This is a genomic window from Actinoplanes sp. ATCC 53533, assembly GCF_003947245.1.
Map to the genome: position 1 here is coordinate 88,952 of NZ_QHHV01000069.1, position 20,232 is coordinate 109,183.

At 73.4% G+C, this 20,232-nt stretch carries 21 protein-coding genes; 8 read left to right on the forward strand and 13 right to left on the reverse strand.

The window, feature by feature from the left end; translation table 11 throughout:
• Positions 1-14 precede the first annotated feature (14 nt).
• The 6 genes from alaS to DMB66_RS61330 all read right to left on the reverse strand — a co-directional run bounded on the left by alaS (position 15) and on the right by DMB66_RS61330 (position 5,916).
• Complete coding sequence (gene alaS / locus DMB66_RS23640) at positions 15-2,699, reverse strand: alanine--tRNA ligase (protein WP_125806308.1); 2,685 nt, start codon at positions 2,697-2,699, stop codon at positions 15-17.
• Positions 2,696-2,989 carry a hypothetical protein gene (locus DMB66_RS23645; protein WP_125806309.1) on the reverse strand — a complete coding sequence of 98 codons (294 nt, stop codon included), beginning with the start codon at positions 2,987-2,989 and terminating at the stop codon, positions 2,696-2,698. Before DMB66_RS23645 ends, alaS begins: the two co-directional genes overlap by 4 nt.
• A gap of 27 nt (positions 2,990-3,016) precedes the next feature.
• Positions 3,017-3,481, reverse strand: coding sequence for a DUF948 domain-containing protein (locus DMB66_RS23650; protein ID WP_125806310.1), 465 nt, complete (start codon positions 3,479-3,481; stop codon positions 3,017-3,019).
• 75 nt (positions 3,482-3,556) lie between these two features.
• Positions 3,557-4,270, reverse strand: coding sequence for a hypothetical protein (locus tag DMB66_RS61325; RefSeq protein ID WP_158647338.1), 714 nt, complete (start codon positions 4,268-4,270; stop codon positions 3,557-3,559).
• Positions 4,267-4,992, reverse strand: coding sequence for a hypothetical protein (locus tag DMB66_RS63955; protein WP_233624797.1), 726 nt, complete (start codon positions 4,990-4,992; stop codon positions 4,267-4,269). The genes DMB66_RS61325 and DMB66_RS63955 overlap by 4 nt, the downstream gene beginning before the upstream one ends.
• 90 nt (positions 4,993-5,082) lie before the next feature.
• Complete coding sequence (locus DMB66_RS61330; RefSeq protein WP_158647339.1) at positions 5,083-5,916, reverse strand: hypothetical protein; 834 nt, start codon at positions 5,914-5,916, stop codon at positions 5,083-5,085.
• A gap of 301 nt (positions 5,917-6,217) precedes the next feature.
• Between DMB66_RS61330 and DMB66_RS23660 the strand changes: the two genes are divergently transcribed.
• Entirely contained in the window at positions 6,218-6,883 is a 666-nt protein-coding gene (locus DMB66_RS23660) for a hypothetical protein (protein WP_125806311.1), read from the forward strand.
• A gap of 1,874 nt (positions 6,884-8,757) precedes the next feature.
• Here DMB66_RS23660 and DMB66_RS23665 read toward each other — a convergent pair.
• The 5 genes from DMB66_RS23665 to DMB66_RS23685 all read right to left on the reverse strand — a co-directional run bounded on the left by DMB66_RS23665 (position 8,758) and on the right by DMB66_RS23685 (position 12,609).
• The gene (locus DMB66_RS23665; RefSeq protein WP_125806312.1) at positions 8,758-10,245 is read right to left on the reverse strand and encodes a replication-associated recombination protein A; all 1,488 of its coding nucleotides are present in this window, start codon (positions 10,243-10,245) and stop codon (positions 8,758-8,760) included.
• Positions 10,246-10,320: 75 nt separating this feature from the next.
• Positions 10,321-10,542, reverse strand: a complete 222-nt coding sequence (locus DMB66_RS23670) for a hypothetical protein (RefSeq protein WP_125806313.1) — start codon at positions 10,540-10,542, stop codon at positions 10,321-10,323.
• 38 nt (positions 10,543-10,580) lie between these two features.
• Positions 10,581-11,861, reverse strand: a complete 1,281-nt coding sequence (locus tag DMB66_RS23675; protein ID WP_125806314.1) for an MFS transporter — start codon at positions 11,859-11,861, stop codon at positions 10,581-10,583.
• Positions 11,858-12,037, reverse strand: a complete 180-nt coding sequence (locus DMB66_RS23680; protein ID WP_125806315.1) for a hypothetical protein — start codon at positions 12,035-12,037, stop codon at positions 11,858-11,860. The genes DMB66_RS23675 and DMB66_RS23680 overlap by 4 nt, the downstream gene beginning before the upstream one ends.
• A complete protein-coding gene (locus DMB66_RS23685) occupies positions 12,034-12,609 on the reverse strand; it encodes a winged helix-turn-helix domain-containing protein (protein ID WP_125806316.1) in 576 nt (191 codons plus the stop codon). Before DMB66_RS23685 ends, DMB66_RS23680 begins: the two co-directional genes overlap by 4 nt.
• A gap of 58 nt (positions 12,610-12,667) precedes the next feature.
• Here DMB66_RS23685 and DMB66_RS23690 point away from each other — a divergent pair, with 58 nt between their 5' ends.
• Positions 12,668-13,147: a GNAT family N-acetyltransferase gene (locus DMB66_RS23690; RefSeq protein ID WP_125806317.1), complete on the forward strand. Its 480-nt coding sequence runs from the start codon at positions 12,668-12,670 to the stop codon at positions 13,145-13,147.
• Here the strand turns inward: DMB66_RS23690 and DMB66_RS23695 are convergent.
• Positions 13,131-13,814 (reverse strand): DUF1345 domain-containing protein, encoded by a 684-nt coding sequence (locus DMB66_RS23695; RefSeq protein ID WP_233624793.1) that lies wholly within the window; start codon positions 13,812-13,814, stop codon positions 13,131-13,133. The two genes, DMB66_RS23690 and DMB66_RS23695, sit on opposite strands and share 17 nt — an antisense overlap.
• Before the next feature lie 55 nt (positions 13,815-13,869).
• Between DMB66_RS23695 and DMB66_RS65590 the strand changes: the two genes are divergently transcribed.
• From DMB66_RS65590 to DMB66_RS23725, 6 genes are all read left to right on the forward strand, one after another.
• Complete coding sequence (locus DMB66_RS65590; protein WP_125806318.1) at positions 13,870-15,033, forward strand: questin oxidase family protein; 1,164 nt, start codon at positions 13,870-13,872, stop codon at positions 15,031-15,033.
• A 239-nt stretch (positions 15,034-15,272) separates the two neighbouring features.
• Positions 15,273-17,030, forward strand: a complete 1,758-nt coding sequence (locus DMB66_RS23705) for a sensor histidine kinase KdpD (RefSeq protein ID WP_125806319.1) — start codon at positions 15,273-15,275, stop codon at positions 17,028-17,030.
• A gap of 61 nt (positions 17,031-17,091) precedes the next feature.
• Entirely contained in the window at positions 17,092-17,526 is a 435-nt protein-coding gene (locus tag DMB66_RS23710) for a roadblock/LC7 domain-containing protein (RefSeq protein WP_125806320.1), read from the forward strand.
• 2 nt (positions 17,527-17,528) lie between these two features.
• On the forward strand, positions 17,529-17,900 hold the full coding sequence (locus DMB66_RS23715) for a DUF742 domain-containing protein (RefSeq protein WP_125806344.1): 372 nt from the start codon (positions 17,529-17,531) through the stop codon (positions 17,898-17,900).
• Positions 17,878-18,474, forward strand: a complete 597-nt coding sequence (locus DMB66_RS23720; RefSeq protein WP_125806321.1) for an ATP/GTP-binding protein — start codon at positions 17,878-17,880, stop codon at positions 18,472-18,474. Before DMB66_RS23715 ends, DMB66_RS23720 begins: the two co-directional genes overlap by 23 nt.
• Positions 18,471-19,010, forward strand: coding sequence for a GAF domain-containing protein (locus DMB66_RS23725; protein ID WP_125806322.1), 540 nt, complete (start codon positions 18,471-18,473; stop codon positions 19,008-19,010). The genes DMB66_RS23720 and DMB66_RS23725 overlap by 4 nt, the downstream gene beginning before the upstream one ends.
• Positions 19,011-19,022: 12 nt before the next feature.
• Here DMB66_RS23725 and DMB66_RS23730 read toward each other — a convergent pair whose 3' ends face one another.
• Positions 19,023-20,222 carry an acyl-CoA dehydrogenase family protein gene (locus tag DMB66_RS23730; RefSeq protein ID WP_125806323.1) on the reverse strand — a complete coding sequence of 400 codons (1,200 nt, stop codon included), beginning with the start codon at positions 20,220-20,222 and terminating at the stop codon, positions 19,023-19,025.
• Positions 20,223-20,232: the final 10 nt, after the last annotated feature.

Consider the following 20,232-nt stretch of genomic DNA (forward strand, 5'->3'; position numbering starts at 1 on the left):
CGCCGGCCTCCCTCTCAGGCGGCCTCGCCAACCGCCTTCTCCACCGCTGCGAGCAAGACATTCACCTGGTCAGCGGGCACTCCGCCACCCTGCGCGAGATCGGCGTTACCGCCGCCCCGGCCGGAGAGCGCGCCCTTGACCAGGTCGGCCGCGGACAAGCCACGATTCTTCGCTGTGGCGTTGATCGCTACAATGAGTGACGCTTTGCCGTTCGATCGGGCCGCGACCGCGACCACCGCCGGGCGGGCGGCGTCGATCTTGCCCCGAATCTCCTGAGCTAGGGTACGCACATCGTTGGTCGCCGCGCCCTCGGGTGCCTCCGTGCCGACGAAAGCCACGCCACGCAGATCGCGCGCCTGCGCCGCCAGCGCCCCGGCACCGCCGAGCACCAGCTGCGCGCGCATCTTCTCGAGCTCCTTCTCGGCGTCGCGCAGGGCGGTCACGGTCTGCTCGACCCGCTCCGCCACCTGGTCGCCGGGCACCCGGAACAGCTCCGCGAGCCGCGAGACCAGCAGGTGCTCCTTGGCCAGGAAGCCGAACGCGTCGATGCCGACGAGCGCCTCGACCCGGCGCACCCCGGCGCCGATCGACGACTCGTGCAGGACCTTCACCAGGCCCAGCTGACCCGAGCGGGCCACGTGCGTGCCGCCGCAGAGCTCGCGCGCGTAGTCGCCGACTTCAACCACTCGGACCTCGTCGCCGTACTTCTCCCCGAACAGGGCCATCGCGCCGAGCCGGCGCGCCTCCTCCTGCGAGGTGACGAACGCATGAACTTCGAGGTCACGCAGCAGCACCTCGTTGACCTGCTGCTCGACGTCGTGCAGCACCGCGGGCGAGACGGCCCCGGGGGTGTTGAAGTCGAAGCGCAGCCGGCCCGGCGCGTTCAGCGAACCCGCCTGGGTCGCCGACTCGCCGAGGAACGCCCGCATGGTCTGGTGGATCAGGTGCGTCGCGGTGTGCGACCGCGAGATCGCCTTGCGGCGGGTCACGTCGATCTCGGCGAAGCCCGTCTCGCCCGCGCGCACCTCGCCCCGGACGACCCGCGCCTTGTGCACGATCAGGCCGGGCAGCGGCTGCTGCACGTCGACGACCTCGACCTGGCCGCCGCCGACGTTGATCAGGCCGGTGTCGGCCTGCTGGCCGCCGCCCTCGGCGTAGAACGGGGTGGTGTCGAGCACGAGCTCGACGTAGTCACCCTCGCCCGCCGCCGCGACGCTGGTGCCGCCGGAGCCGAGCATCGCGCGCACCCGCGACTCGCGGGAGACCTCCGCATAGCCGGTGAACTCGACCGGGCCGCCGTTGTCGAGCATGGCGCGGTACGCCGACATGTCCACGTGGCCGGTCTTGCGCGCGGCCGCGTCCGCCTTCGCGCGGGACCGCTGGTCGGCCATCAGCCGGCGGAAGCCCTCCTGGTCGACGTCGAGGCCCTGCTCGGACGCGATCTCCAGGGTCAGGTCGATCGGGAAGCCGTACGTGTCGTGCAGCTGGAACGCCTGCGCGCCGCTGAGCTTGGCCCCGCCCGACTTCTTGGTGTCGGTGATCGCCGAGTCGAGGATCGTCGTGCCCGCGCGCAGGGTGGACAGGAACGCCTCCTCCTCCGCGTACGCGTACGTGGAGATCCGGCCGAACTCCTTCGCCAGCTCCGGATAAGACGGCGCCATGCAGTCGCGCGCCACCGGCAGCAGCTCGGGGAACGTCGCGCCCTGCCAGCCGAGCAGGCGCATCGCGCGGATCGCCCGGCGCATGATCCGGCGCAGCACGTAGCCGCGGCCCTCGTTGGACGGGGTGATCCCGTCACCGATCAGCATCAGCGCGGTGCGGACGTGGTCGGCGATCACGCGCAGCCGCACGTCATCGGGGTGCGACTCGCTGGCCTCGTGACCCGAGTGCGCGCCGTAGACCTTGCCGGCCAGCTCCGCGGCCCGCGCCAGGATCGGCTTGACCTCGTCGATCTCGTACAGGTTGTCGACGCCCTGCAGGATCGACGCGACCCGCTCCAGGCCCATGCCGGTGTCGATGTTCTTCTTGGGTAGATCACTGACGATCGTGAACTGATCCTTGCTCTTCACGTCGGTGATCTCGTACTGCATGAAGACCAGGTTCCAATACTCCATGTACCGGTCCTCGTCGACCTCCGGGCCGCCCTCCTTGCCGTAGGAGGGGCCGCGGTCGTAGAAGAGCTCGGAGCAGGTGCCGCCCGGGCCGGGGATGCCCATGTGCCACCAGTTGTCCTTCTTGCCCCGGCGCACGATCCGCTCGGCGGGCACGCCGGTCGCGCGCCACATCTCGAACGCCTCGTCGTCGTCGAGGTAGACGGTCGGCCAGATGCGCTCCGGGTCCAGCCCGAAACCACCCTGCTCGATCGGGTTGACCGACAGCTCCCAGGCGAGCCGGATGGCCTCCGCCTTGAAGTAGTCGCCGAACGAGAAGTTGCCGTTCATCTGGAAGAAGGTGCCGTGCCGGGAGGTCTTGCCGACCTCGTCGATGTCCGGCGTCCGGATGCACTTCTGTACGCTCACCGCGCGCGGATACGGCGGGGTGCGCTGGCCCAGGAAGAACGGCACGAACTGCACCATGCCGGCGTTGATGAACAGCAGGTTCGGGTCGTCGATGGCGGGCAGCGGGGCACTCGGCACGACCGTGTGCCCGTTCGCCTCGAAATGCGCCAGGAAGCGCCGCTTGATCTCCGCCGTCTTCATCGCTGTTCCTCACTCGCGTGTCGCCCGTGCGTGCCGTCACGCAGCTCGGCGAATTGGTCGTCGTACAGTTCGCCCGCGGCGAAGGCCTCGTGGATCTCCTGCTCGCGTTCGGTCATTCCGGCACGGACGTCGTCCACGAAGCTACGCAACGACTCGACGAGACCGCCAGCGGATTGCGACAGCGAGGTGGCGATGCCGGTGGGGGTGAACTCGTTGGCCTTACGGGTGACCTTGCGCACGACGATGGCGCCGACGGCCAGGCCGACACCCAGCCAGAGCAGCCGCTTCATGGCGGTGTTCCTTCCAGGAGAAAGTGGTCAGCGGGCCGCGCGGGCGCCCTTGCGGCGCTGCTTGAGGGAGGCGCGGACCTCGCGCTCGTCCTCGGCGTGCCGGCGCGCGGCGGCGGCCTTGCGCAGGCCGTAACCGAACGACGCCACCTTGATCAACGGGTTGGCGGCGGCAGCGGACACGACGGTGACCAGATTGGCCACGCTCGCCGTGACGTTCTGCGCGTGCTCGGTCATCGTGTCGACCTTGGCCAACTGCACGTTCACACCGTCCAAAGAGACCTGGACCTGGCCCAGCGCGGTGTTCACATTGCCCACCGTCTCGGTGACGTTGCCGAGCAGCGGCCCGGTGCGATCGTTCAGATCGTTGATCGCCTGGGTGGCGGCGTCGACGGTGTGGCGCAGCTTGAGAATCGGGACGGCGAGCACCAGCACGAGCATCAAAAACGCGCCCGCCGCGATCAGGCCCGCGATTTCTCCGGCGGTAACGTCCATCTACGCGTCTCCTCTACTGACGTGCCTCACAGCGTGACAACGTGCAGACCCTACCGTCCGTGACCGGTACGCGCGTCACGACGCCGTCGGTGTCGGATCCGTCAGAGGATCGTCCGTCAGCACGGGATCGGGCGTCTCGCCGATCAGGGAGGGATCCACGGGCGGCTGGGGCCTGACCCGAGGGTCGGTGACCGCGTTCTGCACCTTGATGCTCACGGTCGACCCGGTGCACTTGGCCGGATCCGCGGAGGGCGGCAGCCCGTCGGGCCCGAGGGACGGCAGCGCGGCCGGGTCCTGGGCGGCGACGGCGTCGACGGCGCATTCCGGCAGCCGCACCCACAGGTCCAGAGTGAACTCGTCCCTGGTCCAGCAGGTATACCGACCGGACGGATTCGGCTGATCGGAGCAGTCGCCGCCCCGGATCCGCCAGCCGGCCTCGGTGAGCGCGGCGGCGTAGACCTTGTCGGTCTCCTCGAACGGCCGGTCGGACTGCGCGGTCCGCTCCCGGAACCGACAGTCGATGAAGCACCAGATGCTGCCACTGGTGCGATCATCGACCCGCTTGTCGGCCCAGCCGGGCACACTGAGCGCGTCGAGCGAGTTGAAAACCGGATCCCGCGTCGCCGACCGGATCCCGAACAGCAAGGGCAGCAACCCGAGCACGATCACGCTGAGCGTGACCAGGGTGATGACCCGCAGCCGCCGCTCGGTCCGCAGCTTGGCCCGCAACCCGGCGCCGGCACCCCGCAACCCACCGGGCGACTCCTGCGCACCGTCGTCGTCGGTCACCGCCGAACGAACGGCAGGACCCCCGTCAGCTGCGGCCCGATCGGATGCGACCCCATCAGAAACGGCCCGATCGGGTACGGCCCGATCAGGTACGGCCACAGCGCCGACAACCGCAGCGGCGACAACCCGCCCGGGTGGCGTGACCAGACCGGCACCCCGCCCAGGCACAGCAACCTGCCCGGTGCCCCGCGTGACCTCAGCCTTGCCCCGCCCGGGCACCTCAGCAGCACCACGACCGGGCACCTCTGCAGCACCACGACCAGGCACCTCGGCGGCACCAGCACCCGGCACCTCAGCAGCACCACGACCAGGCACCTCAGCAGCGCCACGACCGGGAACCACGGCCGCGCCGCGACCCGAGAACTCGGCGGCACCAGAACCAGGCACTTCCGCGGCACCGCGAGGAACCGCAGCCGCACCACGACCCGAGAACTCAGCGGCACCAGAACCAGGCACCTCCGCGGCACCGCGAGGAACCGCAGCCGCACCACGACCAGGGAACTCAGCAGCACCAGGCACCTCGGCAGCGCCCCGACCAGGGACTCCAGCGGCGCCGCGGCCCGGGACCGCAGCCGCGCCGCGGCCGGGGATCTCAGCCTTGCCTCGGCCGGGCACCTCCGCGGCACCGGGCACCGCGGCGGCACCGCGGCCGGGGGTGCCGGCGTTGCCACGGTCGGGAAGATCTGCAGGGCCGCGCCCTTGTAGGACATCGCCGGTGCCATAGCCGGGGGGCACCTCGGCGGCGCCCCGCCCGGGCAGGACATCAGCGCCGCCCCTGCTCTGCGGCAGGTCGGGAATGCCGCGCCCGGACGTCACCGGACCACTGCCGTGGCCCGCGGGCACCTCGGCCGAGCCTCGGCCGGGCAGCGCCGGACCGATCCCGCGCACGGGCCGGCCGGGATCGCCCAGGCTGACCGGACGCGAACCCGCGCCGGTGTGCTCGTCGTCATGCGGTCCGGCGAGGCCGCTCGGGTGGCCGGAACCCGCTGGCCCACCGGGCTGCCGTGCTCCAGCAAGGCCGCTGGGCTGCCCAGGACCGGCAAAACCACCGGACTGGCCCGGACCGGCCGGCCCGGGACGGCCGTGACCGGCAGGACCGCTCGGCTGACCAGGACCGCCCGGCTGACGGAGACCGCCAAGCTGACCGGGACTGACCGGACGACCGGGACCGCCCGGCTCATCAGGGCCGACAGGACGGCCGGAACCAGGCTCACCCGGACCGATATGACGACCGGAACCAGAATCACCAGGCCCGATAGGACGACCGTGACCAGGCTCACCAGGCCCGATTGGACGACCGTGACCAGGCTCGCCAGGGCCGGCGGGACGACCGTGACCAGGCTCACCAGCGGCGCCGGGCTGGCCGGCACCCGCGAAGCCGCCCGGCTGACCGGGAGCGGCTGGACGGCCGGGGCCAGCAGGACCACTGGGCACACCGGGCCCACCGGACCGCGGCAGGCCGCCGGGCTGGCCGGGACCTGCCTGGCCACGCTGCGAAGAACCCGTCGAACCGCCCGGGCCAGGCCGACCCGGGCCGCCGCGATGACCGGGCCCGCCCGGCTGACCAGGACCACTCGGCTGACCGCGGTCGCCCAACTGACCAGGACCGCCCGGCTGACCGGGACCGCCCGGCTGACCGGGGCCACTCAACTGACCGGGGCCGCCCGGCCGAGCGGCCCGAGGCAGCCCACTGGGCTGGCCCGGACTGCCGGGCTGGCCCGGAGCTCCGGGCTGATTCGGAGCGCCGGGTAGGCCGCTGGGCTGGCCAGGACCGGAGAGGCCACGAGACTGACTGCCGGGTGCGGGGCTGCTCGGACGGATCGGCAGCCCACTCGGGCTGACCGGGCTGTTCGGGTCGCGTCCCGGGCCGCCTGGGCCGTTCGGCTGCTGGCCCGGCGCGCCGCGGCCGGGTGCGGCACGCCCCGGGCCACGGACCGCGCCGGCGCTGTGCTGACCGCTCTCGGTGAGGCCGGAACCGTGCTTGCCGGGGCCGGCGAAAGCGCCAGGCTGGCCAGCCGGACCGGCCGGACGCCCGGGGGCACCAGCAAGACCGCTCGGCTGCTGGTCGGGCGTGACGCGGCCACCTGCCGATCGACCCGGCACGGCGCGTCCCGCGCCCGGAGGTTGGCCAGGCCCGGCCTGCCCCGGCGCCGATTGAAGCGCGCTCGGCTGGCCCGGTCCGGGACGACCGGTGCCGTGCTGCCCTGGTCCGGGACGACCGGCACCCTGCTGACCTGCACCGGGAACGCCGGTGTCGTGCTGACCCGGACGGCCTGCGTCCGGCTGACCCGGGCGGGGGCGACTGCCCGGCCCGGCTGGACCGGTTCCGGGCTGGCCTGCTCCGGGTTGGCCCGGTGGCGGGGCCACACCGGGCTGACCTGGGCCCTGACCTGGGCCTTGACCGGGGACCGGGCGGCCCTGCGGCTGACCGGGCCGTGCGGCTCGCCCAGTTCCTCGCTTGGCCGCTCGGGCCGCGGCCTCTCCGGCGCGCGCGATCTGGCCGGTGGTGCCGATGACGCCGGAGGTGCTGCCGGCCATCGCCCCGGCACGGCCCGGGACGGCGGGCGTGCGCACCCCTTCGCGGCCGGGCACGACGGGCGGTACGACCGCTGACGCGCGAACCGGGCCGGTGGTGGGGCTGGGGCCGCCGCGACCGGCGGGACCGGGACCGGCGGCAGGGGCACCGCCGCGGCCGCGCGGGCCCGCGGCGCCGCGACGGCCGATCGATCCGGTGCCGGGCTCGTCGTCGGGGTCGGGGGCGCCGTGCTGGCCGGTGGACGGGAGCGCGCCGGTGTGCTGGCCGAGGTTGTCGCCGGACTGCTGTCCAGGGTCGGGACGGCCGTGCCGGCCGCCACCCTCGCCGGGGTAGTTGTCGGGGCGGGCGTGCGCGGCCGGGCCGGCACTGTGCGCGCCGAAGGAGTGTCCGTCGCCACCCGGGGCGGCCGACACCGGGCGGCTGGGGCCGCCGGCCCGCCGGGCGGCGTGCCCGCCAGTGGTGAAGCCGCTGGCCACATCGGGCGCGGCATGCCCACCGAACGACTCCGGCGCGGCGTGCCCACCGGACACGGGCGCGACCGGCCCGTCAAACGATTCCGGCGCGGCGTGCCCACCAGACGACGGAGACACGGCATAGCCACCAGACGGCGGCGCGGCGTAGTCACCAGGCGGCGCAGGCGCGGCATAGCCACCAGACGATGGCACGGCGTAGTCACCAGGCGACGCGGGCGCGGCGTGCCCACCAGATGTAGGCGCGGCGTAGCCACCAGGCGGCGGAGGCGCGGCGTGCCCACCGCGTACAGGATCGGGTTGGTCCGGCGCGGCATGGCCGCCGCGGCCGGGTCGCCCGGGCGGAGGCGCGTATCCGCCCTGGTCGGGACGGCCTCGGCCGGGAGGCGGCGCGCCGGGGGCGGGCTGGTCGGGCCAGCCCGGACCCGCCGGGCGGTTTCCGGGATCCTGGTGCCGGGCGGCACGGCTGGCGGGCGACACCGGTCCACCCGGCAGCGGCCCCGCCGCCGCGGCACGACGGCCACCGGTCGGCGGCCCGGCCTGTCCCATCGGCGGCCCGGCCTGTCCCGCCTGTGCGGGTGAGCCGGGCCAGGCGGGCGACGTCGGCCGCACGCCGGGCACCTCGGGAGCGTTGCCTGAGGCGGGCACTTCCGGGGTGGGACCGACCGCCGGGAACCCGCCGGACGGGCTCGGGTCGATCCAGCCGCCGCGGTGCCCGGGGTCGATCTGCCGGCGGCTGTGGCCGGGGGCCGACGCGTCGCCGGGCCCGGGAGTCTCGGGAGCCGCTCGCCGACCGGGCGGACGCACCCCGGGCTCGCCGCGATCCATCGGGGCGTGCCGTCCGGCGGATGGGTCCTGACCTGGCACGACCTGGCCGGGCGGCGCCTGCCTTGGTCCGGCCGCGTGCGCGCCGGAGCCGGTCTGCCAGGACGGCGGCTGATCGGCACCGGCCGGGCCGGCCGGGAATCCCGGGGTGACCGGCGGCCGGTATGCCGCCGCTGAACCCGGCACCGGTGCGGAACCCGAGCCGGCGGGCGGACCTGGAATGACCGGCGACCGTGAGCCGGCCGAAGGCCCCGGCGCTGCGCCGGCGCGTGGGTCGACGGGGAACTGCGGGCCGGCTGAGAAGTGTGGATCGGCTGGGGAGCCCGGGCCGGCCGGGGCGCCGGGAGCAGCGGCGCTCGGAGCCGCCGGGGATCGTGGCGCTGCCGGGAACGGCGAGTCGTCCTCCACAGCGTCGTCGGGCCCGGGGGCGCGGCGGCCGCTCTTGCTCGTCTTGGCCTCGCCGGCCGGGGCGCCGGGGCCGATCGCCGAGCGCTCCTCCTTGGCGGTGCGCAGTTCGTCGAGCCAGCCGGTCTCCTCGCGGGGCACCTCGACAGGCTCGACGGGCTCCGGCCGACCGCGACCGAACAGGCGGCGGCTGCGGCCTGCCTGTTCGCGCTGGTCGGCGTCGTCGTCGGGCCTCTCGGCACCGCGCCTGCTCACGGCTGATCCTCTCCGGCGGCTGGGCCGCTGTCGTTCACCTTCGGCCCGTTGTCGGACGGGCCCTTCGAACCACCCCCGCCAGACGGCGAGGGCTGCGCAGGACCCGCTGACGGGCCCCGCACGATTCTGCGCAGACGGGGTAGCCGCTCGCCGACCGCGCGTTCCGCGCCGTGGTCAGTCGGGCGGTAGTAGTCCGCGCCGATCAGATCATCCGGCACATACTGCTGCCTAACAACACCCTTCGGGTCGTCGTGTGGATACCGGTAGCCTCTGCCGTGACCTAGACCACGCGATCCCGGGTAGTGCGAATCGCGCAGGGCCGGCGGAACCGCGCCGCCGCGGCCGGCCCGGACGTCGGCCAGCGCCGCACCCAGCGCGGTCGTCACGGCGTTCGATTTCGGGGCCGTGGCCAGGTGCACCACCGCCTGGGCCAGGTTGAGCTGGGCTTCCGGCAGGCCCACCGACTGCACCGCCTGCGCCGCCGCCGTGGCGATCAGCAGCGCCTGCGGGTCGGCCATGCCGACGTCCTCGCTGGCGAAGATCACGATGCGCCGGGCGATGAACCGGGGGTCCTCCCCCGCGACCAGCATCCGGGCCAGCCAGTGCAGCGCCGCGTCCGGGTCGGAGCCGCGCATGCTCTTGATGAACGCGCTGGTCACGTCGTAGTGGGCGTCGCCGTCGCGGTCGTAGCGGACGGCGGCCACGTCGACGGCCTGCTCCGCGGTGGCCAGAGTGATCTCGGTCGCGCCCTGGGCGGCGGCGGAACCGGCTGCGGCTTCGAGGGCGGTCAGGGCCTTGCGGACGTCGCCGCCGGCCAGCCGTACCAGGTGCTCCTCGGCCTCGTCGGTGAGCGTGACCGCGCCGCCCAGGCCGCGTGGGTCGGTGACCGCGCGGCGCACGAGCTGCCGCACGTCGTCCTCGTTCAGGGCCTGCAGGGTGAGCAGCACGCAGCGGGACAGCAGGGGCGAGATCACCGAGAAGTACGGATTTTCGGTGGTCGCCGCGAGCAGGGTCACCGTCCGGTCCTCGACCGCGGCGAGCAGCGAATCCTGCTGGGTCTTGCTGAAACGGTGCACCTCGTCGATGAACAGCACGGTCGGCGGGCCGCCGGCGCGGCGCTCGCGGCGGGCGGTGTCGATGACCGTGCGGACGTCCTTGACCCCGGCGGTCAGCGCGGACATGGCCACGAACTTGCGGTCGGTGGCGCCGGCGACGAGGTGGGCGATGGTGGTCTTGCCGGTGCCGGGTGGGCCCCACAGGATGACCGACATCGGGGTGGTGCCGGTCACGAGCTGGCGCAGCGGGGCACCGGGGGCGAGCAGGTGCTGCTGGCCGACGAGCTCGTCGAGGCCGGCCGGGCGCATCCGCACGGGCAGCGGCGAGTCCTCGGACCAGGTGGTGAAGCCGGGGGACTCCGCACCGGCCGGTAGCGCGGTGCGGACACCGCCCGGCTCGTTCAGGGGAAAGAGTCCGTCGAATTCCATCGGCATCGACAGTACCGGCCCGCCCTCGTGTGCCGGAAATGCCACGAAGGCGGGCCTTATGCCGAAATCAAGGGATCAGCCACGGCCGGGACGGCGGCCGTAGAAGCGCCGGCCGCTGCCGGTGCCGCCACCCGCACGCGGGCCCCGGCCCACACCGGCCAGGTAGAGGGAGAGCAGCAGCAGGCCGAGCGAGGCCATCGTCGAGAAGTTGAACAGGTCGGGGGCTCCGAGGTTGGTGTCGAAGAGATCGAGCAGCAGCCAGAGGCCGAAGACGATAGCGGCGGCGATAGCGAGCATGGGTTTCCTCCGAGGGGATGAGAGCGCTTGTCGTGCTACTACCCCCGGGCTGGTCGCGCGTAAACTCCATCCTGGACGTCGGTCATCGATGACGGTGCGGCCGCATCGCCGCGAGCCACGAGATAGAGCGGCGCCGCGATCGCCAGCGCCGCCGCCCCGACCAGCATCGACACCCGCAGGCTCGCCGCCGACGCGACGGCCGTCAGAGCGACCAGGCCCAGCGCGCCGGCCGGCTGGCCCACCATCGAGTTCAGCGAGAGCAGGCTCGCCCGGTACGGCCCGTCGACCTGGCGGTGCAGCAGCCCGCTGTGCACCGGATTCGCCGCCCCGTGCACCGCGTAGCAGACCAGGTAGGCCGCGATCACGCCGGCCGGCCCCGCGAACAGGGCCATCCCGGCCACCGTCACGCCCTGCAGGACGCGCAGCACGAAGCCGGTCCAGGGCGCGCCGATCCGCCGCGCCAGCAGCGGGATCAGCGCCGCGCCCAGCGCCGAGGCCAGCCAGGCGACCGAGCCGACCGGGCCCAGCAGCGCCGAGGCCCGGCCCGGAGCACCGACGACCTCCGCCAGCCGGACCGGCATCAGGCTCTCGTACGCCACCATGCCGAAACTCCAGAAGAGCTCGACGGCGACCAGCGCCGCGATGATCCGGGAGCGGCGCAGCAGGCTCAGCGCGCCACCGATCGCCGCCGGCACCCCGCGCACGGATCCCACCAGCGCGGCGACTCCGCGGTGCGGGCGCCGCTCGGTCATCAGCAGCGCCACCGCGGCCAGCGACACGATCTGCAGCGCGAGGGCCACGTAGACCGGCAGGCTCAGCGCCGCGACCGGGCCGAACGGGCCGAGCGCCACCAGTCCGCCGGCGATCAGCGCGCCGGCGGCGATGGCGACGCCGAGCACGGCCCCGCTGCGGCTCAGGCCGGTCTCGATGTCGGCGTGCTCGTCGGCCGCCAGGGCATGGTCGACGTACCAGGCCTCCAGCGGACCGCTGTCCAGCGCCCGGTAGACGCCCTGCAGCAGGTAGCAGACCATGAAGAGCAGCACCGAGTCGGCCACGGTGAGCAGGGACAGGGCGGCGATCTCGATGACGCCGGCCAGCAACAGCACGGGCCGGCGGCCGATCGCGTCGGACAGGCCGCCGGTCGGCAGCTCCAGCAGCAGCACGGTGAGGCCCTGCAGCGCGGCGGCCGAGCCGTACTGGGCCAGGCTCAGGCCGCGGTCGAGCGGGAGCAGCACGGTCACCGGGATCATCAGGCCGACCGGCAGCCAGCGCAGGGCGAGCAGCCACAGGAAGCGACGACGGACCTGAGCCGCGGTCATGCTGCGCCCTCCCTAGGCATGCCCTTCTGGCCCTCGCCCGCGAGGCCGTCGTTCGGTGCGGGCAGGTGCCGCTCGGTGCAGGCGGTCATCCTGCGCGGGCTGGGCATGCCCTTCTGGCCCTCGCCTGCGAGGCCGTCGTTCGGTGCGGCTAGGTGCCGCTCGGTGCAGGCGGTCATGCCGGATCCGCCAGCCTCGGCACCGCGTACAGGTAAAGGAGCACCTGGCGGGCGTCCGGCCCGGGGTCGGCCTCGCCGAGGGCGCGATAGCGCTCGATGACCGCGTCGAGCTCGGCGGTCAGCGCGCCGAGCTGCTCGGTGCCGAGCGTGAGGATGTAGTCGGAGAAGCCGGCGGCGGTCCGCCAGGCCGGCGACTCGCCGGGCTTGGCCCGCTGCCAGCTCTCCGCGCGGGCGACGAAGTGCTGCAGAGCGTTGCTGTCGAGCCAGTCGGACGCGGCGGTCGCGTCGGGGTCGCCGGCGAACGCGTCGCGCTGCCAGCTGCTCATGTCGTGGGCGGCGCGCCACCAGCGCTCGCGGCCGCGGCCGGCGCCCTCGTCCTCGGCGACCAGCCCCACGTCGGCGAGCTGGCGCAGGTGGTAGCTGGTCGCGCCGGTGTTGGTGCCGAGCGATCCGGCGAGCCGGGTCGCGGTGGCCGGGCCGTCCAACCGCAGCCGGCCGAGCAACCGGGAGCGCAACGGATGCGCGAGGACCCGGATCTGCTTCGCGTCGAGGTTGACCTGAGTGGGCTCCATAAGTTGCACAATACTTATGCACAGAGGTTGTGCAACCCTTCTGTGCAAGAATACGGTCATGATCGATACCCGTCGCGCCGGTGTCGGCGATGCCGCCGAGGTCCTGCGCCTGCGGAGCGTGATGCTGGACGCGATGCGCCCCGGCGCGGACGACCCGCAGACCTGGATCGGCCCCGGCGTCGCGGTCGTGCGCCGCCTGCTCGATGCGGAGAATGACGCCCTGGCCGCCTTCGTGGTGGACAAGCCCGACGGCCCGGGCCTCGCGGCCTGCGTCGTGGGCACGGTCGATCAGCGGCTGCCCGGCCCACGCGACCCCAGCGGGCTGCGCGGGTACGTCCTCAATGTCGCCACCGACCCCGCCTACCGCCGCCGCGGCTACTCGCGGGCCTGCATGACCGCGCTGCTCGACTGGTACACCCGGCGCGGCATCACGGCGATCGACCTGCGCGCGTCGGCGGAGGGCGAGCCGCTCTACGCCTCGCTCGGCTTCGTCCGCAACCAGGAGCCGGGCATGCGCCTGGTCATCCCAGCGCGTTGACCGCCTTGGCGATCACTAGCGCGGCGGTCACCAGCGAGATCGCCGACTCCAGCATCATGGTCAGCTTCGCCCAGCGCGACAGCGGCAGCGTGTCGGTGGGGCTGAACGCCGTCGCGTTGGTGAACGCCAGGTAGAGGTAGTCGGCGAACTGCGGCCGCCAGTCCGCCGGCGCCACCCCGGCGGTGGTCATCTGCGGAAACAGGAAGTCCGGGTACGGGTCCCGGCCGGCCGCCCGTTCGAGCGCCCCGCCACGGTCCAGTTCCCAGTACCAGACGGCGAACGTCAGCACGTTGATCAGCCAGATCGAGGCGCCGCTGCCGAGCAGCACGGCCGCGCTGCCGGTGTCGGCGCCCCCGGCGATGTCGGCGACCAGCCGGAACACCGACCAGGCCGTGCCCAGGCTGGCGACGGCGATCAGCCCCAGGCTGAGCCGGCGCAGCATCGGGGTGCGGGCCGACTCCCGGCCCGGGTTGGCGGCCATCAGCGCGGCGATGACGACGACCTCGACCGCCGGCAGCACCCACCACGCGCCGAGGCTGTACCGCTCGGGCAGGGTCAGCTGCAGCGCGATCATCGCGGCGATCGCGAGGGCGAACGGCCAGCGCCGCTCGTCGCGGGTGAGCTGCCGCCAGAACGGCCGCCCGGTCAGGTCCTCCTCGATGCCCACCAGCCCATGATGGCCCCCTTGACCTCAACCCGGCTTCAGATCGCACGCTGCGACGATGAACGAGACCCTGGACGAGGCCCTGCGGCGACTGCACAGCACCGGGCCCGAACACGACGGCTGGCTGTCCAACCACGGCCCGATGGCGGCGGAGGCGCTGGTCCACCACGGGCGGGCGGCGGCGGTGCACGGCTGGCTGGACGCGTACGAGCGCCGGCTGGAGGAGTTGCCGCGTGGCATCGCGCCGATCGCGGCCGGCGAGTGGCGCGAGCCCCTCGGCGACCCCGTGCGCACGGGAGACTGGCTGGCGTTCTTCGACCGGGCGGTGCGGGCCGAGCCGTGGCGGGACGTGCTCGCGCTCTGGTGGCCGCGGCTGCTGCCGGGCATCGCCGCGGGGGCCACCCACGGGGTGATCCGGGTCGGGCACGCGGTGCGGGCGCTGCGCGAGCAGGAGACCGGGGCGCGGGTGGCCGAGTTGGGGCAGGGACTGGCCTACTGGGCGGCGCGGTGGCAGCCGCTGGCGCCGGCCGGACGGGGGCCGTACCGGAGTTCGGATCCGCGGGCGGCGCTCGATGCCGTGCCGCGGGTGCCGGACCAGCGCTCCGGCATCCGTTCCCGGCTGGCTCAGCTCGCCGACCTGCCCGGCTGGCCCGCCGCCGCGGGGGCGGTGCCGGGCGGCGGGTCCGTCGAGGACCGGCTGGCCGCGATCGTCGCGGCGGCGGTCCGCCTGCACGCCACCCACGGGTACGGCAATCCGGTGCTGCTCGTGCACGCGGCGACCGCCCCGCTCGCCGTGCTGCGGACCCTGCCGGCGCTCCCCGCCTCGCTGCACGGGCCCAGCCTCGCCGCGGCGTGGGCGGCCACCGCCGCGGTGACGGCGACCTACGCCCCACCGGCCGCCCGAGCGTTCACCACCGGCGACGGTGCCGCCGAAGCCACCCGCGACCACGCCGCCGAAGCCGTCGGCGACGGTGCCGCCGACGCCACCCGCGACCACGCTGCTGAAGGCACCCGCGACCGCGCCGCCGACGCCACCCGCGACCGCGCTGCTGAAGGCACCGGCGACCGCGCCGCCGGGGCCGTCCTGCAGCGGGCCGTGGAGTCCGGTGACGCGCACGCCATCAAGTTCGCCGACGCGGCTATCGAGATGTGGGCACGCGAGAAGGATCCGCTGCTGCTGGCGGCCGCCCAGCAGGCCACGGACCTGATCATGGCCGAGTAGGGGGTGGACCCGCCGGCGGGCGACGGAAAACAATCCGGCGAATTAACGGCAGTCGTGGTGCGGAAAGCGACCGGGGTATCCCGCGTGCCGTTTCATCGGCCGCGGCGAATGAAAACCCGAAACGTTTCTCCGAGGACGCTGGACAAGCTTATCCGGACCACTAGAGTGGTCGCTGCTTCCACAGTGGAATCCGCTGAATGCGTTGCCACGACAAAGTCTCCCGCCGACTGAGGACGCCCATGCCCGAAATAACCTCGTCCGCCCTGCCTGTGTCCGACGACACCTCATTGCAGGGCCGGCTGCTGTGGCTGGTCGCGGCGCCCGCCGGCGCCGCCGCGCTGCTCTTCGCGATCACCGCCGGCTACCTCTGGGCCGGCGGGGCGGACCGGTCGGATCTGGTGTTGATCGTCGCGTTCCTGGCCGGCGTGGTCACGCTCACCGTCGTGGCCGGCCGGGCCACCGGGACCATCCGGCGCATCGACGACCGGCCGGCGCCGCTGCGCGCCGAGGTCGCCGAGGCGCGCGCGCAGGCGGCCGCGGCCCGCGCCGACATCGCCGACGCCCGCGCCGAGGCCACCGTGGCCCGGACCGACGCGATCGGGTTCCGCGCCGCGGTGACGGACGCCCGGGCCGAGATCGAGGCGCTGCGGGAACGGGTGCGGGTGGCCGAGGAACGGCCGGTGCCGGTACGCACCACCGCCGGGCGCCAGGTCGAGGTGTTCGTCAACCTGTCCCGGCGGCTGCAGTCGCTGGTGCACCGCGAGATCAAGCTGCTGGACGCGCTGGAGAACGAGGTCGAGGACCCCGACCTGCTCAAGGGCCTGTTCCAGGTCGACCACCTGGCGACCCGGATCCGCCGGCACGCGGAGAACCTGGCGGTGCTCGGCGGTGCGGTCTCCCGGCGGCAGTGGAGCCGGCCGGTCGCGCTGACCGAGGTGCTGCGCTCGGCCATCGCCGAGGTCGAGCACTACTCGCGGGTCAAGCTGGTGCCGCCGATCGACGGCACCGTGCCGGGCCACGCGGTCGCCAGCATCATCCACCTGGTCGCCGAGCTGATCGAGAACGCGACGATGTTCGCCCCGCCGCAGACCCAGGTGCTGCTGCGCGCGCAGCACGTCACCGCCGGGGTCGCGGTCGAGGTCGAGGACCGCGGCCTGGGCCTGCAGCGCGAGGATCAGGAGCGGGTCAACCGGCTGCTGCTCAACCCGGAGGACATCAACCTCGACGAGCTGCTGCAGGACGGCCGGATCGGGCTGTTCGTGGTCTCGATGATCGCCCGGCAGCACGGCGTCACGGTGCAGTTGCAGGGCAACATCTACGGCGGCACCCAGGCCGTGGTCATTCTGCCGCAGCACCTGCTCGGCTCGGCCCAGGACGACAACGAACCGGAGCCGGTCCAGCCGGCCCTGATCCAGAACACGATGGAGCTGGTCCAGCGGATCCCCGGCCCGTCCCAGATCGCCGCGCCCCCACCGACCTGGCCGGCCTTCGCCGCGGCGCCCACGCCCCCGGCGCTGCCCTCCGCGCCCAGGACGACGCCGGTCTCCGCGATGCCCGGCTCCGCGATGCCCGTGTCCGCGACGCCCGTCTCCGCGGCCCCTGTGTCCGCGACGCCCGTGTCCGCGACCCCCGTCTCCACGGCCCCGGTCTCGGCGCCGATCGCCGTGCCGGTCTCCCCGAAGCCGGCCTTCGAGGCTCCGGCCTTCGAGAGCCGGGCTTTCGAGGCTCCGGCGTCCCTCGCGGCCGAGGTGCCGAGGCGGACCGGGGCCGAGGCCGCCGAGGGCCGGCCCGCGGTCACCCCGCCCCCGCTGCCGCGCCGGAACAGCCAGACGCACCTGGCGCCGCAACTGCAGTTCGGGCCGCCGCCCGCGCCGGCCGACGACGACGGCGCCGAGCACGACCCCGGCCTGATGGCCTCGTTCATGCAGGGCGTCTCCCGCAGCGAGGCCGGGATGCCGGCCGAGCCGGGCCAGCCCGGCCAGCCCGGCCAGCACTGACCATCCCGGCCGCACCCCCGCACCACAGAGACCCGAGCCCCACTGAGAAAGGTGTGCTCAGATGCTGAGCAACGATCCGGTACGTTCCGCCCAGGACCTCGTCTGGCTGCTGTCCGGGCTGGTCGAGCGCGTCCCGGACACCCGCACCGCGCTGCTGCTCTCCTCCGACGGGCTGCGCAAGGCCGCGCACGGGCTGGACGACGACGGCGCGGACCATCTCGCGGCCATCGCCTCCGGCCTGTTCTCCCTGGCCCGCAGCGCCGGTTCGCGGTTCGGCGGCGGGGAGACGGTCCGCCAGGTCGTGGCCGAGCTGGAGGACGCCCTGCTGTTCGTGTCCGCCGCCGGCTCCGGCGCGGTGCTGGCGGTGATCGCCGGCAAGAACGCCGACCCGGGAGTGCTGGGCTACGAGATGGCGCAGCTGGTCAAGAGCGTGCGGCCGTACATCGGTGTCCCGGTCCGGCCCGCGGCCGGCCATACCGGCGGCGCGGGACGGTGACGATGGTGCGTGCCGACGACGAGCACTGGCTCGACGACGACGCGGGACGACTCGTGCGGCCGTACACGGTGAGCAATGGGCGCACCCAGCCCAGCACCAAGATGGAGCTGCTGTCGATGGTGATGGCGACCGGCCGGCTGCCGCACGGCCGGCTCGAGCCGGACCACGCCCAGGTGCTCGGCCTCTGCGGCAGCCCCACCACGGTCGCCGAGGTGGCCGCCCGGCTGCGGCTGCCCGCGGTCGTCACCAAGATCCTGCTTTCCGACCTGGTCGACGCCGGGGCCATCAACACCCGATCCCCCGGCCCGGAGGCCGAACCCACCAACACGGCGGTACTGGAGACCATTCTCAATGCTTTACAACGACGACTCTGATCCCTTCCCGACGGCGCTCAAGCTGCTGATCGCCGGGGGATTCGGCGTAGGCAAGACGACGTTCGTGGGCGCCGTCAGCGAGATCGAACCGCTGCGCACCGAGGAGATCCTCACCACCGCCAGCATCGGCACCGACAACCTGACCGGCGTCGAGCGCAAGAAGACCACCACTGTCGCGATGGACTTCGGCCGGATCACCATCGACCGCGAGCACATCCTCTATCTGTTCGGCACCCCGGGACAGGAACGCTTCTGGTTCATGTGGGACGAGTTGTCGGCCGGGGCGATGGGTGCGGTCGTCATGGCGGACACCCGCCGCCTGCAGGACTGCTTCGCGGCGGTCGACTTCTTCGAGTCGCGGGGCATCGGCTTCCTGATCGCGATCAACCAGTTCGACAACTCCTTCCGGTACGAGGCGGACGACGTTCGGGCCGCGCTCGACCTGAAGCCCGAGGTGCCGATCGTCAGCTGCGACGCCCGCGACAGCCGGTCCGCCACGGGCGTGCTCGTCCTGCTCATCCAGCACCTGCTCGGCGTACGCCCCACCCCCACGGCCATCCGGAGCTTGGCATGATCTATGACTCTTCCCCGCACCACCCGCTGACCCCGACCGACCTGGAGGTGCCGCTGCGGATGCGGCGGCTGCGCGAGCTCGGCATGGGCGACCAGCCGGATCCGGAGTTCGACGACTTCGCGCGCAAGCTGACCGAGGTCACCGGCGCCCCGTACGCGATGGTGAACTTCATCAGCGAGGACCGGCAGTACTTCGCGGGCCTGCACACCGTCGCCAAGGGCGACCCGGCCGCGACGCCGGGCCGGGTCATGGACCGCGACCACGGCTACTGCCCGCACGTGGTGGTCCGGCGCAAGGCCCTGGTCCTCGACGACGTGTGCGACTACCCGAGGTTCGCCGGCAACCCGGTGGTCGACGAGATCGGCATCCGCTCCTACCTCGGCGCCCCGCTCATCGACCGGACGGGCACCACCCTGGGCACGATCTGCGTGGTCGACGTCGAACCCCGCCCGTGGGGACGGGCCGGGCTGGAGACCATCAAGTCGATGGCCGCCGAGCTGATGACCCAGATCCACCGGCGGGAGGACGACCGGTAGCCGCGGGCGGGCTCAGGGCAGGACCGCCTCCACCGCGGCGCGCGGGGCCAGCCGCTGGGACCACTGGCCCTTGGCCGTGCCGAGGGCGAACTCGGCCAGCCGGATCAGCTGCACGTCGGAGGTGCCGGCCGGGGCGAAAATGTGGTGCGCGTCGCGCAGGTAGCGCTCCACCGGCCGGTCCAGGTACAGCCCCGCCGCCGCGTGGATCTCCATCGCGTTGCGCGCACTGTCCAGTGCGGACTCGACGTTGATCAGCTTGGCGTTCATCAGCTCCGCGTCGCAGGGCAGGCCGAGGTCCAGCGTGTGCACGGCGTGGTAGGCCGCCAGCCGCGCGGTCATCAGCCGGGACTGCATCTGGCCCAGCTTGAGCTTGATCGGCAGCAGGTCGCCGAGCGGCTTGCCGTAGCGGTGCCGCTCGGTGACGTAGGCCGAGGTCTCCTCGACCAGGGCCTGGTGGATGCCGAGCGCGACGGCGGTCAGGTTGGGGCGGCCGTACAGGATGCTCGACGAGTAGGCCACGGCGAGGCCGTCGCCCTCGGCACCCAGCCGGTTGACCGCCGGGACCCGGCAGTTGTCGAAGATGAGCTCGCCGAAGCTGAAGCCGTGCAGGCCCATCGCGGTGCGGTGGGCGCCGAGCGAGAAGCCGGGCCGGTCCGCCTCGACCAGGAACGCCGACAGACCCTTGGAGCCGGCTCCGGTGCGGACCACGACGCCGTGCAGGTCACCGACGTGGCTGTTGCCGACGAAGACCTTCCGTCCGTTGAGGACATAGTCGGCGCCGTCGCGCTCGGCGGTGGCCGACATGCCCAGGACATGCCCGCCGGAGTGCTCCTCGGTGACCGCGATGGTCGGCAGGCAGTCCCCCGCCGCGATGGCCGGCAGCCAGGTGGCCTGCTGCTCCGCGTTGCCGAAGTGCAGGATCTTGGCGACCCCGAGCTGGGAGGCCTGGACCATGGCGCCCATCGCGCCGCTGACCCGGGCCAGTTCCTCGATGATGATCGTCTTTGCCAGGTGGCCCAGCCCCATGCCGCCGTGCTCGGCGCCGATGGTGACGCCGATCCAGCCCTGGCGGGCGATCAGCCGGGAGAGGTCGTACTGGACGGCACGTGATGTCTCCATCTCCGCTATCCGCAGGCGCACCTCGGTCTCTGCGAACGCCCGCACCTCCTTACGCAACTGTTCGTGGCGTTCCGTCATGAAGTACGCATCCACTGCAACTCCT